Annotated in this window: 10 protein-coding genes; 6 read left to right on the top strand and 4 right to left on the bottom strand. The window is 61.1% G+C overall.

Translation table 11 applies throughout. From position 1 onward, the window contains the following. Positions 1-44 precede the first annotated feature (44 nt). Both I6L38_RS19755 and I6L38_RS19760 read right to left on the bottom strand, forming a co-directional pair. Entirely contained in the window at positions 45-1235 is a 1191-nt protein-coding gene (locus tag I6L38_RS19755) for a glycine C-acetyltransferase (RefSeq protein WP_043170514.1), read from the bottom strand. A gap of 115 nt (positions 1236-1350) precedes the next feature. Further along, positions 1351-1995, bottom strand: a complete 645-nt coding sequence (locus I6L38_RS19760; RefSeq protein WP_043170515.1) for a TetR/AcrR family transcriptional regulator — start codon at positions 1993-1995, stop codon at positions 1351-1353. A 154-nt stretch (positions 1996-2149) separates the two neighbouring features. Between I6L38_RS19760 and rfaD the strand changes: the two genes are divergently transcribed. From rfaD to I6L38_RS19790, 6 genes are all read left to right on the top strand, one after another. Continuing rightward, complete coding sequence (rfaD, locus tag I6L38_RS19765) at positions 2150-3106, top strand: ADP-glyceromanno-heptose 6-epimerase (protein WP_216988862.1); 957 nt, start codon at positions 2150-2152, stop codon at positions 3104-3106. Positions 3107-3156: 50 nt separating this feature from the next. After that, positions 3157-4920: a polysaccharide deacetylase family protein gene (locus I6L38_RS19770; protein ID WP_043170516.1), complete on the top strand. Its 1764-nt coding sequence runs from the start codon at positions 3157-3159 to the stop codon at positions 4918-4920. Beyond that, positions 4921-6135: an O-antigen ligase gene (locus I6L38_RS19775; RefSeq protein ID WP_216988863.1), complete on the top strand. Its 1215-nt coding sequence runs from the start codon at positions 4921-4923 to the stop codon at positions 6133-6135. It abuts the gene before it with no gap. Then, a complete protein-coding gene (locus tag I6L38_RS19780; RefSeq protein ID WP_005306929.1) occupies positions 6132-6797 on the top strand; it encodes a glycosyltransferase family 25 protein in 666 nt (221 codons plus the stop codon). Before I6L38_RS19775 ends, I6L38_RS19780 begins: the two co-directional genes overlap by 4 nt. Before the next feature lie 74 nt (positions 6798-6871). Then, complete coding sequence (locus tag I6L38_RS19785; protein ID WP_216988864.1) at positions 6872-7900, top strand: glycosyltransferase family 9 protein; 1029 nt, start codon at positions 6872-6874, stop codon at positions 7898-7900. A gap of 55 nt (positions 7901-7955) precedes the next feature. Then, a complete protein-coding gene (locus tag I6L38_RS19790; protein ID WP_216988865.1) occupies positions 7956-9068 on the top strand; it encodes a glycosyltransferase family 9 protein in 1113 nt (370 codons plus the stop codon). On the opposite strand, the gene I6L38_RS19795 is transcribed toward I6L38_RS19790, so the two are convergent. Together I6L38_RS19795 and I6L38_RS19800 are read right to left on the bottom strand one after the other, a co-directional pair. Continuing rightward, complete coding sequence (locus tag I6L38_RS19795; RefSeq protein WP_216988866.1) at positions 9004-10071, bottom strand: glycosyltransferase family 9 protein; 1068 nt, start codon at positions 10069-10071, stop codon at positions 9004-9006. The genes I6L38_RS19790 and I6L38_RS19795 overlap by 65 nt on opposite strands. A 169-nt stretch (positions 10072-10240) precedes the next feature. Beyond that, entirely contained in the window at positions 10241-12421 is a 2181-nt protein-coding gene (locus I6L38_RS19800; protein WP_216988867.1) for a TonB-dependent siderophore receptor, read from the bottom strand. Positions 12422-12545: the final 124 nt, after the last annotated feature.

The raw sequence follows: 12545 nt of genomic DNA on the forward strand, positions 1-12545 counted from the left end.
ACGATGAACGCAGAAAAAAGGGGCGCCGGGCCCCTTGATTCAAATCAGATGATGCCGAGTTCGCGGCCGATGCGAATGAAGGCATCGATGGCCTGATCCAGCTGTTCGCGGGTATGGGCGGCGGACATCTGGGTGCGGATGCGGGCCTGGCCCTTGGGCACCACCGGGAAGGAGAAGCCCACCACATAGATGCCGGCGGCCAGCATGCGGCTCGCCATCTCGGCTGCCAGCTTGGCGTCCCCCAGCATCACCGGGATGATGGCGTGATCGGCGCCGGCCAGAGTAAAACCGGCGGCGCTCATCCGCTCGCGGAAGTACTGGCTGTTCTCCTTCAGGCGGGCACGCAGATCGTGGCCGTCGGCCAGCATGTCGATCACCTTGATGGTGGCGGCGACGATGGAGGGGGCCAGCGAGTTGGAGAAGAGATAGGGGCGGGAGCGCTGACGCAGCCAGTCGATCACCTCTTTCTTGCCGGAGGTGTAACCGCCGGAGGCGCCGCCGAGCGCCTTGCCCAGGGTGCCGGTGATGATGTCGACCCGCTCCATCACGCCACAGTATTCGTGGGTGCCGCGGCCGTTCTCGCCGATGAAGCCGACGGCATGGGAGTCATCCACCATCACCAGCGCATCGTACTTGTCAGCCAGATCGCAGATGGATTTGAGGTCGGCGATGACGCCATCCATGGAGAAGACGCCGTCGGTGGCGATCAGCTTGAAGCGGGCACCATCGGCATTGGCCTGCTTGAGCTGGGCTTCCAGCTCGGCCATGTCATTGTTGGCGTAGCGATAGCGCTTGGCTTTGCACAACCGGACCCCATCGATGATGGAGGCGTGGTTGAGGGCATCGGAGATGATGGCGTCTTCGGCGCCGAACAGCGTCTCGAACAGACCACCGTTGGCATCGAAGCAGGAAGAGTAGAGGATGGTGTCTTCGGTGCCGAGGAAGGTTGACAGCTTCTGCTCCAGCGCCTTGTGCTGATCCTGGGTACCGCAGATGAAACGGACCGAGGCCATGCCGAAGCCGTGGCTGTCCAGCCCCTGGTGGGCCGCTTCGATCAGATCGGGGTGGTTGGCCAGCCCCAGATAGTTGTTGGCACAGAAGTTCAGCACCTGCTCGCCGCCCACCGCAATCCGGGCCTGCTGGGCCGAGGTGATGACGCGTTCCTGCTTGTACAATCCTTCAGCCTGTACCTGCTCAAGCTGCTCGGTCAGGTGACGATAGAATCCGTTAGACATCCTCGATCCTCATTGGCTATTTCAGCTGCGTATCAACAGAGGACGACATTTTACTGCAATCTGTTGCGGTGAATTCAAATTATTGTGCTGATGTTCAACAAATGTGAAACAGATCTCACCCAGCTGGTTGGGCCAGTTGACGGTAATGCTGCTCCAGCTGGCGGATCTGTTCGGCCACCTGTGGCTGCACATAGGGGCGCAGCAGAAACAGCACCCGCAAGACGCCCTGATAGAGCAGTGGCTTGGTGATGCGGGTGCTGGGAGCCTGGGCGATCTGGAACGGGATCCAGCAGGTCACCACCATCTTGATGGTCTGGCCCAGATCCGGCAGATCCTCGTCGCTGACGTCTATGATGCCGCCCTCGCGCAGGCTTCTGAGCAGGGCCACCACGGTGGCGCGTAGCTGCTCCTGGGCCTTGAGGTACTTCTGCTGCAGCGGCTCGTCGCGACTGAGAATGTCCGGCAGGTTGGCGTAGAAAAAGCGGAACTGCCACATCAGATAGAAGATGGCATCCAGATAGCCCATCAGGTTTTCCAGCTTGATCTCATCGCTGCGGGCCGGTGTGAAGCTTTCGCTCAGGTGACGGGCGTACTGGTCGAAGATGGAGTGGATGATGTCTTCTTTATTGCGGAAGTGGTAATAGAGGTTGCCCGGGCTGATGCCGAGGTGGGCGGCAATGTGATTGGTGGTGATGTTGCGCTCACCCTGATCGTTGAACAGCTCGGTGGCGCTGTGAATGATCCTGTCTCTGGTTTTCATCGCTGCTCCCTCTGCCGGGTCCCGGGGGCGATCTCGTCAAGGTCGAATCCCCCTGCGGCCCGTGATAAACTTTTCGGCAATTTTAAATTGGCTCACTATACACAGCTTTAACAGGCAGTCACATGTGACCATCAACGTACGCGAGGCAAACTCCATGATCGTAGTAACTGGCGGTGCTGGCTTTATCGGCAGCAATCTGGTCAAGCAGCTGAACGCTCAAGGACGGACCGACATCGTGGTCATCGATGATCTGACCGACGGCACCAAGTTCGTCAATCTGGTCGAGCTGACCATTGCCGATTACATGGATAAGGATGAGTTCCAGGCGCGGATCGTCTCCGGTGACGAGTTTGAAGAGTGGGACGGCATCGAGGTGATCTTCCACGAAGGTGCCTGCTCCGCTACCACCGAGTGGAACGGCAAGTTCATCATGGAGGTCAACTACGAGTACTCCAAGGATCTGTTCCACTACTGCATCGAACGGGAAATTCCGTTCATCTACGCCTCTTCCGCCGCGACCTACGGCGGGCGCAACGACAACTTCATCGAAGATCCCAAGTTCGAGCAGCCGCTCAACGTCTACGGTTACTCCAAGCAGCTGTTCGACCAGTATGTGCGCCGCTGGATGCCGGAGATCAACTCTCAGGTAGTCGGCCTCAAGTACTTCAACGTCTATGGCCCGCGCGAGCAGCACAAGGGCTCCATGGCCTCGGTTGCCTTCCACCTCAACACTCAGGTGAAGAAGGGCGAGAATCCCAAGCTGTTCGAAGGCTGCGACGGTTTCCCCAACGGCGGTCAGATGCGCGACTTCATCTATGTGGATGACGTCTGCAAGGTGAACCTCTGGTTCTGGCAGAATCCGCAGCACTCCGGCATCTTCAACTGCGGTACTGGTCGTGCCGAGCCGTTCCAGAACGTGGCCGAGGCGGTGATCAAGCATCACCAGAAGGGCGCCGTCGAGTATATTCCCTTCCCGGATCACCTCAAGGGCCGCTATCAGAGCTTCACCCAGGCGGACATGACCAAGCTGCGCGGTGTCGGCTATGACGCCGAGTTCAAGACAGTGGCCGAAGGCGTGGCCGACTACATGGCCTGGTTGAACCGGGCTTGATCCCCCTCTGACGGGTGGCTGCTGGCCACCCGTCGTTCGGATACCCTCCCATGAATATATTGATGGCACTCTCCCAGCTCGAAGTGACGGGAGCTGAGGTCTATGCCACCACGGTCGGTAACGAATTGACCCGGCGTGGCCACCAGGTGTTCTACGTATCGGACACCCTGACCAAGCCCACGCTGGGCCAGGTATTCAAGCTGCGATTCAACAAGCGCAGCATACTGCGCCGCTTCTGGCACGTGTTTTACCTCGTCTACCTCATCAAGAAGTATCATATCCAGTTGGTGCACGCCCACTCGCGCGCCTCCGGCTGGAGCAGCTATGTGGCCTGCAAGCTGACCGGCACCCCCATGATCACCACGGTACACGGGCGCCAGCCGGTGCATGCCTCGCGCAAGGCCTTTCATGCCCTCGGTTTTCGGGCGGTGGCGGTGTGCGAAGATATAGCCAGCCAGATCATCGACAATCTGGGGGTGGATCCGGCCATCGTACAGGTGCTGCGCAACGGCATCGAGACCGACAAGTTCCAGCCTGTGCCTGCTCCGGACAACGCCAAGCCGGTGATCGCCATCATAGGTCGGCTGAGCGGCCCCAAGGGGGAGCTCTGCTACCGGTTGCTGGATGAAGTGCTGGATCTGGATGCCTGCCAGGTGAAGGTGGTGAGCGGCAGCCAGGTGCCCGAGCGCTTTGTGCGTTTTCGTGACCGGGTCGATTTCGTCGGTTACGTGGAGGATGTCCCTGCCCTGATGGCGCAATGCGATCTGGTGATCGGTGCCGGTCGGGTAGCGATGGAGGCCCTGCTGTGCGGTCGTCCGGCGTTTGCCATCGGCGAGGCCAAGGCCATCGGCCTGGTGACCGGACAGAATCTGGATGAGGCGCTGGCCAGCAACTTCGGCGACATAGGCCCAAGGGATCTGGCTATCGATTTTGCCGCGCTGAAGACGCAGATTGCCCCGGCCCTGGCCAGCGGCAGCGTCTCCGACGTGATCCGTCTGCGCATTCAGGTCGAGTATGGCTTGGCGGGGGTAGTATCCAGTCTCGAAGTCATCTATCAGGATGCGGTGGTCGAGACTCTGCGCCGCGAGATGCCGGTCATCATGTACCACCGCTTCATCGAGCACGAGAGCGAGAAGGGGGTGCACGGTACCTGGATGCCGATCGCCATGTTCGAAAAACACCTGCGACTGATGAAGTGGCTGGGTTATGAGACCCTTACCTTTCGTGACCTGGCGGACAAGGGGTTCATCCATCGTCTGCAATACGGCAAGAGATACCTGATGATCACGGCTGACGACGGCTATCAGGACAACCTGACCCGCATGCTGCCGCTGCTGGAAAAATATGGTTACAAAGCCGTGGTATACGTGGTCACGGGGGAAGGGTATAACCGCTGGGACGTGGAGCAGACGAGCAACCCGGACACCCGGGTGGACCTGATGAATGGCGAGCAGCTCAAGGCGCTGGTGGCCTCCGGCCATGTGGAGATCGGCGGCCATACCCTGACCCACCCCAGGTTGAGCAAGCTTGCACCCGAGCAGCAAGCCCATGAAATACAAGAGAACAAGCGGCAACTCGAGACTCTGCTTGGCCACCCTTTGCTGTCGTTCGCCTACCCTTATGGGGATATGGATGAGAGCGCCAAGGCGCAGGCGATGGCGGCGGGCTACCGTTTTGCCGTGGCCACCAACAGCGGGCCCAGAGCCATGCACCAGGACCCCTTCCGGATCCGCCGCATCGCCATCTTCCCGCGTACCGATGTGTTTGGCTTGTGGCGCAAGATCCGGGGTAACTATGTCTTCAGGAAATCGTGATTGATGCTCAGCAGAAGCCTCGTTTTGCTCGATAAGGTGACGACAGCCCTGTTCGGACTGACCATCATCTTTGCCTTTTGCGGCCTGTTTCTGGTGCCAGCCGGCCAGAGCATGCAGTCCAACCTGCTGGCGGTGACCGGGATCTTCGGTCTGTTGAACTGCTTTGTCGGCAAGCAGCGGGATGTTGGTCTCAGGGATCGCCTGATTCTCTGGGGCCTGCTGGTGTACGCCGTCATGATCTTCGTGAACCGGTTGATCCATGGCGATCAGTACGGGGTGATGCGGGGGCTGTTTTATGTCGCTGTCTTCGCGCTGATGATGCCGCGCAAACCCGTGCTGCTGATGCTGGGGTACCTGGCCATCGTGCTGGGTGGCGTCGGGCTCGGGATCCTCAGCTTCTGGCAGTACCATCACGGTATCGTCAGGGTGGAAGGGTTCACCAATGCCATTCTCTTCTCGCAGGCGGCACTTGCCCTGGCGATTCTCAACTGGTTTGTCTTTCAGCAGGGGCAACTGGCCGCCTGGCTGAGAGGGGGGGCTCTGGTTGGCCTGCTCGCTGCCCTGTTTGCACTGTATCTCTCCCAGAGTCGGGGGGTCTGGCTCGCCTTCGGGATCATTCTCGCCTACGTCATCTGCTACAAGGCCTACTTCAAACCGTGGAAATACATTGCCGTCGCCGTGCTCTGCATGGCCACGACAGGCGCCATCTATCAGACCAACCAGCTGGTACAGGTGCGGGTTGCCGAAGCCGTGTCGGATCTTAAATCGGCAGAAAACGGCTCTTTTGATTCCTCCTGGGGCCTGCGGGTGATTGCCTGGCAGAGCGCCTGGCTGGGCTTTCTGGATTCGCCGGTTGTCGGGGTGGGTACCGATGGTTTTGATGCGCTGAAGCAGACGCAGGTCAACAACCATCAGATTTCCGAGCTGATCTTTCATCCGGCGCTGGCTCATTCCCATAACCAGTACATGCAGAACCTGGTGATCCGGGGCGGCATCGGCTTTGTCGCGCTGCTGGTTTTTCTGGGTTGGCCTCTCTACCTTGCCGCGACCAACATCAGCAAGATTTCCGCCGGAGTGCTGGTGCCGCTGGCGTTTTCAGTTAATTCATTGAGTGATGTGCCGTTTGAGCATCAAGGGGTGCTCTATCTGTACACGCTCAGCCTGGTTTTCATCTGGTTTGCCCATGAGTTGAAAAAGGATACCCGTACGTCATGATTCCAGTTTTTGTCATCAGTTTGGCTCGCAGCGTTGAGCGACGGGCGATGGTTGTCCAGCAGATGGCGCATTTGGGCATAGATTTCGAATTTGTAGACGCAACCGACGGGAAGGCGTTGAGCAGTGCCGAACTGGCCAAGGTGGATTTTGAACTGGCCAAGGAGGTGTGCGGCCATGCGCTGAGCTTTGGCGAGATAGGTTGTGCCATGAGCCATATCCGGCTTTATGAGCGCATCGTCGCCGAGGGCATTGAACGCTGCGTGGTGCTGGAGGATGACATCTACCTGCACATGCACAGCAAGGCCATCATCGAGGCCATAGTGCACTCCTGCAAATCGGAAATCGTCTTCCTGCACCATGGCAAAGCCAAACGCTGGCCGTTCCTGTCATCCCTGCCGGGTGGTTATCGACTCGCCAGATACCTGACCCCCAGCCGCACCTCCAAACGAGGTGTGCTCTCTACCGCAGGGTATGTGCTGAGTCTGACCGGGGCCAAGAAGCTGTTGCAGTGCGCCTATCCGCTGCGGATGCCTTCCGACTATCTGACCGGCCGGTTGCAGCTCAATGGCCTGACCGCATCCGGGGTGGAGCCCAGCTGTCTGGATGTGGATCTGTTCACCACCACCATAGATGACAGGGCCTACGGCCACTATCTGAAATAGGGCGGAGCGTGCCGGCGGCGGGTCGGCACCCTGCGGGCCTTGCCAAAGCAGCGGCCACACATGCTGGATGACCCATGAACCTCAAAAAGTTGCTTACCCATTCCATTGCCAGATGGCTGATTGGCAGAGAGCCTGACGCCGCCCCATGCCCTGCCGGAGCGCAGGTGGAGAGGGTGCTGGTGGTCGGTTATGACGCCATCGGCGACTTCATTCTTACCCTGCCCGCCATTGCCCGGCTCAGGGAGATGTACCCCGCCGCGCGCCTCGAGCTGGTGTGCAGCCAGCGCAACCAGCTGCTGGCGGCGTCGGTCGTCGGGATCGACGAATGTCACGTGATCACCCTCAACGACACCCTGTTGCCGGTGAGCATGTGGTGCAAGCTGCGTGAACTCAGGCAGCGGCGATATGACCTGGTGATCAATCTGTTTGACGAGCCTGACGATATCGCCATGGCCAAGTTGCTGTTGCTGGCCAACGGGCGCTTGCAGTCGTTGCCCCTGCGCTTCAAGAGCGAAGGGCAGCAGAAGTTGCTGCCGCTGTTCAACAAGAAGGCCACCATAGTGTCGTCACGTCCCAGCCGGGATCACTTCGTCTATCGCATGCTCAGCGTGACCGGCGAGCAGACCGGGGTGCCGGTCTGCATACCGTCCCCCTGCAATGAGCAGCTGGATACCCGTGCGTATGGCCGTTATCTGCTGGTCAACCTGACGGGGAGCCAGGTCGGCAACTCGATGACGGAGGCGCAGATTGACGGCATCCTGGCGCAGTTGCCTGCCTATGAGGGGATCTCCTACCTGGTCTTCTCCAGGCAGCCCGTGGTCTGTTCACGGCAAGACATGAGAGCGCTGTTTCCCGACACCATTCTCGATGCCGCCAAGATTATCAAGGATGCGCGAGGGGTCATCTCCACCGATACCTCCATCATCCATATCTCCTCTTCCTTCGGGGTGCCCACCCTGGTGTTGATGAACAACGAGCGCTGGCGCGATGCCTTCATTCCGCTGGCGGGTCGCAATATCATCCTGCGCTCGACCACGGATCAGCTGGCGGCCCTGTCGCCGGCCGAGATCAGTCGTCAGGTCGATGCCCTGATGGCGCTCTAGCCGCGTCAGGCTGGTATTATCGTTCTCCCAATTCAACGGCCCTTCTGGTGGATTCATGTCATTAATCAACGATCTGCAACTCCAGCGTGACATTCTTCGCCGCAAGCTGGGGCAGCTGCTGTTCGATCGCAAGCGGCCGGCTCCGCTGCACGAGCGCAAGGGGAAGATAGTGTTGCTGCGCTGGGATGCCAAACTGGGCGATGCCATCGTCTCGTCCTGGGTGGCCCGCGAGATCAAGCGCGCCAGCCCGGAGCGGGAGGTGTGGATCGTCACGACCGCGGCCATGGCGCCCCTGTTTCGCGATCATTTCGGCATGGACAAGGTGATAGAGGTGCCCAAGCGGCCGGGCTATGGCCAGCTCAAGCGGCTGGCCCATTCGCTGGGGGAAGTGGAGTGCCTGGTGCATTTTGGCAAGATGCTGAAAATGAAGGATATCTTCTTCATCAGTCAGGTCAGGGCGGATTGGGTCGCCGGCATGGACGATGCCCTGCAGGCGGTCAACCTCAAGCTGGGCAAGGCCTCCAGCGGCATGCACTTCTCCGACAAGTTTGCCCTGCTGCTGCAGCGGCTCGGCGTGAGCAATCCGGATCAGCAGTACATAGTCCCGACCATGAGCCCGCCCGATGCGCTGGCCGGCTGGTGGCCGGCCGCGCCGGTCCTCTGTTTCAACCCGTACGGCAGTGGCAGCTCCCGCCGTCTGCGGCCCGAGCTTATCAGCCAGATGATTGAGCAGATGCTGGCGGCCGGCTCTTGCGCCATCTGCCTGCTCTATCCGCCGGGCATGGAAGAAGAAGTGGCCGGGATCCGGGCCGGCCTGAGTCAACCGGAGCGCCTGCTGTTGTCACCGGATGCACCCTCGCTGGCCGGGCTGTTTGCCCAGCTGCGCCAGTGTCAGGGGTTGATCTCGGTGGACACGGCGACGGTGCACATCGCCGCCGGGTTGCACAAGCCCATTCTTGGCCTCTACAACCCGGACATAGGTGGCGGCAACGAGAACTTCCTCGAGTGGCACCCCAACTCCCCGTCAGCCACAGTGCTGTTCTCGACCAATACCAGGGAGCAGGATATCAACTCCCTCGATCTGGCCGAATTCGAGCGTACTTTCAGGGCGTGGCTGCTTGCCAATCAGGCAGCGCTGTCAGCCGTGCAATCACCAGCTCGGGAGTGATGGCGCGCAGCAGGGCTTCGTCGATGAAGTCCTTCTCCGCGTTCTGCGGCAGCTGGAAGCCGGGCCCCTTGGCATCGAACACATCGATGGCCTGATAGCGGGGGTGGTTGACCGGGTTGGCGATGATCTTGTCGCCACCGGGGGCCACTATGGTCAGCAGGGGCAGGTCGATGGCCTGCGCCATGTGGCGGGGGCCGGTGTCATTGCCGACAAACAGCCGGCAGTGGGCGAACAGCCCCACCAATTCTCGTACCGAGCGGGTCTTGATGTGGTCGAAGACGCTGGCTTGCAGGGTGGCGGGCAGCAGCGGTTTCAGGCCGCGGTTGTACTCCTCTTCTCCCGGCCCGCAGTAAATCAGGATCTGGGCATTGCGCTGCTCGATCAGCCACTGGGCGACCTTGGCGAAACAGTCGATGGGCCAGCGCTTGTAGTGTCCTAGCGAGTTGACGCCCATGGCGATCAGCGGGCGGTTCAGGTCGACGCCAGCGGTCAGCAGGGCATCCCTTCCTTGTTGTTTCTCTTCTTCACTCAGCCAGAGGTAGTAGTTGCGATCCTCGCGGGCCAGCTTGAGCGGCTTGAGCAGCGAGAAGCGGTCGTCGACCAGGGTGCTGTTGCCCTGAAACTCGGTGTCCTTGCGAAAACGGACGATGCGGTTGTGGCCGAGCCGCCAGGGGAAGGAGTCAAACCCGATGCGCAGGCGGGCACCGGAGAAGAGGCAGCTGAGCAGGCCGATCATCTGGCCCTGGCTGTTGACCACCACATCGTAGCGTTCGCGGCGAATGGCCAGCAGCAGATCCTTCATGTAGCGCCACTCGTTGCGCCTGGCCTTCTCGATGATGATGAGCCGATCGATATTGGGATTGCCCTGCGCCATACCCGCGCAATAATCCATGACCAGATAGTGAACCTCGCCGCTTGGGTCATTCTGCTTGAGGTTGTTGCACAGCGCGGTGGAGATCAGTACATCCCCTATCTGTTTGGTTTGAACTACTAGGTATTTCATAAGGCAGGCCTCAACAGAGGTCATGGTTGATCGTGAGCGTGACAGCATACCGCACAAGTGAGTCAGATGCTGTCGGTGCGGCGTGAAAATCCGATCTGGCGCAAGCCGGCCGGGCCGGCATCCGAGGCACATAAAAGAAAAGCCATTTTGACAATGGCTTTTCTGCTGCTTAGAAGGTGAGCGAGGTGGAGAGCTGGAAGGTGCGTGGCGCCCCCAGGCCGCCGGAGAGGCCGCTGCCGTCGCCGCCGGACCAGGAGCCGATCCAGTAGTCGCGACCGGTGAGGTTTTGCACCGCGGCCCGCACTGTCAGGGCGTGATCGGCGATCCGCATGGTGTAGCGGGCACCCAGATCGAAGGTGGTGTAGGAGGGCAGCGAGAGGCGGTTGTCATCGGTGACGAAGCGCTCGCCGATGAACTGGGTGTTGCCGGTCAGGGTCAGCCCCGGCACGGCGGCCAGATCGTACTCGGCGCCGAGCTTGGCCATCCACTTGGGCACCCCGGTGGCCTGGTGGCCGACGTTGCTCTCGTTGAGCGCCTTGGTCAGCTCAGCCTGGGTGTAAGAGGCCCCGCCCAGCAGGCGCAGCTCGGGGGTGAGTTCACCGAACAGATCCCACTCGATGCCGCGGTTGCGCTGCTCCCCGTAGACCCCGTAGACGTTGGAGCTGGGGTCTGTGTAGGCGCTCGGCTTGGCGATCTGGAACAGGCTCAGGGTATGGGCGAAGTGGCCCAGATCCAGCTTGGCACCGACCTCATACTGCTTGGTTTGATAGGGCTTCATGATCTCGCCGGCATTGCTGGCGGTGTTCGGCGCCGCCCCCCCCTGGCTCAACCCCTCGATGTAGTTGGTGTAGACGGCGAAATCGTCGCGCAGCTTGATCAGCAGGGTGGTGGCGGGCGAGACCCGGCTCTCCTCGTAGCGGGCGGTCTGGTCGCCGCTGCCGTTGAAGTTGCTGCTCTCGACCGTCTGGCGGCGGGCCCCCAGGGTCCACTGCAGGTCGCCATCGAGGAAGGAGAGGGTATCGACCAGCGCCACGCTCGCCAGGGTCGCCTCGCTGCGCGAGGTGACGGCACCGTACCCGGCGAGATCCGGCGCGGGCCCGAAGTCCAGCTGGTCGTAGTTGGTCATGGCGTGGTTGAAGAACATCTTGTCCCGGAAGGTCTGCTCCGAGGTGTAGCGGGTGGCGGCCAGCGACCAGGCGTGATCGACCGGGCCGGTGCCGAAGGTGCCGCGCAGACCCGCCTCGCCGGAGCGCTGGGTGCCGTCCCGCTCGGAGCGGGCCGCCATGGCATTGATGTCGCCGGCGTCGTTGAGCAGGGTGTTGCGGGTGATGAGGGCGCTGTAGCCGCCGTCACGCTGGCCCCAGGCGATGAAGGCGGTGAGGTTGTCGGTCAGATCATACTCGGCGCGCAGCACGGCGGCCTTGGTGTCGTTGATGGTGTAGGCCCAGGCCGGCGCCAGGGAGTAGTCACCACGCTTGGGCTCGGGCAGCTGGGTCACCTGGCTGGCGACCGAGAAGATGCCGAAGTAGTTCACCCCGTCCACCCGCTCGTGCTGCCGGTAGAGATCGGCCGAGGCGCGGGCCCGTTCGCCACGCCAGTCCAGCCCGACCGAGGTGAGCTCCATTTTGTGCTGCTGGTCGTTGACCGCGGTGTCCCCGTCCCGATAGACGCCGTTGAAGCGTACCCCCCACTGCTGCTCGTCGCCGAAACGGCGACCCAGGTCCAGGTGCACGCCGCCGAGGCCGTCCGATTCATAGCTGGCGGTGACCTTGGCCAGGGGGGTCTTGCCGGCGCGCTTGGGCACTATGTTGATGTTGCCGCCCACGCTGCCATCCGGCGGCATGCCGTTGAGCAGTACCGATGGCCCCTTGAGCACGTCGACCCGCGAGGCCATCTCGGTGGAGCTGCGCATGTTCGGCGCCATGCCGATGAGGCCGTTGAAGGTGATGTCGTTGGCGTTGGTGTTGAAGCCGCGGATGTAGAAGGTCTCGAACAGGCTGCGCTTGCTCGGCACATAGACCGAGGGGTTGGTGGCACCGGCCACGGCGCCTATGTCCTGGGCCTGGCGATCCTCGATGTACTCCTCGGTGTAGCTGATTGTGTTGAACGGCGTCTCAAGGAAGGGCTTGTTGCCGAGCAGGCCGACCCGGTTGTCGGCGGCGACCTGGCCGCCGGCGTAGGCCTTGCGACCCTCCACCACCACGACCTCGTCGGGACGGGGGGTGGCTTCTTCACGAGGAGCCGGGGCGGCCCAGGCGCTACCCAGTTGCAGGCCGGCCAGGATGGCCAGCGTCAGGCGGGAGAGTCCGTGGCGCGGCACGGCAAGGGAGGATGAGTGCAATGTCTGCATGCAGGATTCCTTTCAGGGTGAGGAGTGCGTTTTTGTCTCCTTATGCTTTCCGGATGACACTCTTAAATCCTCAAATAAAAATAACTCTCATTTGCGTATTGATGCCCGGCGTTGGCCGGGCACG

The organism is Aeromonas sp. FDAARGOS 1408, assembly GCF_019048665.1.
In the GTDB taxonomy this organism is placed as follows: Bacteria; Pseudomonadota; Gammaproteobacteria; order Enterobacterales; family Aeromonadaceae; genus Aeromonas; species Aeromonas dhakensis.